Consider the following 1,263-nt stretch of genomic DNA (forward strand, 5'->3'; position numbering starts at 1 on the left):
CATCGCCAAGCGCCTAATTTATTTCACTCAATTAGTGAAAAGAAACAAGATAATGCTGATATGGCTCAGTCGGTAGAGCGCATCCTTGGTAAGGATGAGGTCCCCAGTTCGATTCTGGGTATCAGCACCATCTTCAAACCAGATTTGTCTGGAGACAATAGCATTGTGGTACCACCTGATCCCATCCCGAACTCAGTAGTGAAACGCAATCGCGCCGATGATAGTGTGGGGTCTCCCCATGTGAAAGTAGGTCATTTCCAGACGCTAAATTAGAATAATCCCTTACTCTATGAGTCAGGGATTTTTTCGTTTAGGATTTTAAAATAAATAAGTCCTATTTGGTGTTAGGTTTAGTTAATAGCCTACTCGAAATCAGTGTGGACGACATGGCCATGTGAAAGTAGGGTGCAATGTCTGTGTTTATAAAGCAACGCTTTATGCAGACATGGAGCGCGGAGGATTTATCCGCAGCTGAACATCGCCAAGCGCCTAATACGAATAATCCCTATTTGGTGTTATGTTTAGTAAAACTTGCTGGTAATCAGTGTGGACGACATGCCTATGTGAAATGGGGTCATCGCCAATCGTCTAATCAATATTAAGCCCGTCACTGTGTAGCGGGCTTTTTGCGTTTATGGTTTTAATAAAACTGGAATAGATCAGTAGAGCTAATATTAGCAGATCTGGTTTGGTGAATTAATTGAAGCTTTTATCTTTTATATAACGGTTAATTAAGGCTATTGCATTGAAAATATCTTCTTACAACGTGCAGTGTTTGTGTTCTATTACTGAAGAACTCTTCAGCTCTTCTACTTACTGGATAGTCTCTTTACGAACGACATTCTTTGCTAAAAAACTTTAATCAACAACGATTACCTGGATTGGCCTGTTAGCAGCACTAACATGACTATTTCTGTGGCTGGGGAGTAATGCTATTAACATTGAGGCTGCAGTGCTTAAAATAATATTGTTTTTTATGCTAATTTCCTCATGTTGAACTAGAATTGAATGCCGCATTGGAACTTATGCGGATAAATTATGACCTTTTAGAAAGCTCGAAAATTCACAGCTCCAAAACTGGTAGATAGTTTTACGGTAGTCATTGCCGTGTTTTGAGTTAAGCGTTATATGGCACCAGCACAAAAATGAATGTTATCCTTTTCTATTACTGGGCTTAACACAATTTAAGCGGTTGGTATATTATCCCTAGAGTGCCACTTTTTGGCTCGCTGTGTGGATAACTTTGGGGGTAATAAGTGTGTA

General features: G+C 39.7%; 1 protein-coding gene, 1 tRNA gene and 1 rRNA gene. All 3 read left to right on the plus strand.

Annotation, left to right across the window (positions count from 1 at the left end; translation table 11 throughout):
* Positions 1–54: 54 nt before the first annotated feature.
* The 3 genes from BCU91_RS02910 to BCU91_RS20140 all read left to right on the plus strand — a co-directional run bounded on the left by BCU91_RS02910 (position 55) and on the right by BCU91_RS20140 (position 602).
* Positions 55–130, plus strand: a tRNA-Thr gene (locus BCU91_RS02910).
* 17 nt (positions 131–147) lie between these two features.
* A 5S ribosomal RNA gene (rrf, locus tag BCU91_RS02915) occupies positions 148–263 on the plus strand.
* Positions 264–410: 147 nt separating this feature from the next.
* Complete coding sequence (locus BCU91_RS20140) at positions 411–602, plus strand: hypothetical protein (RefSeq protein WP_133126569.1); 192 nt, start codon at positions 411–413, stop codon at positions 600–602.
* Positions 603–1,263: the final 661 nt, after the last annotated feature.

The sequence above is a fragment of the Shewanella sp. 10N.286.52.B9 genome (genome assembly GCF_002873635.1).
Lineage (GTDB): Bacteria > Pseudomonadota > Gammaproteobacteria > Enterobacterales > Shewanellaceae > Shewanella.

Excerpts from the sequence above, each read along its gene's own strand:
- BCU91_RS20140 (WP_133126569.1), top strand. The coding sequence starts at position 411 with ATGTCTGTGTTTATAAAGCAACGCTTTATGCAGACATGGAGCGCGGAG.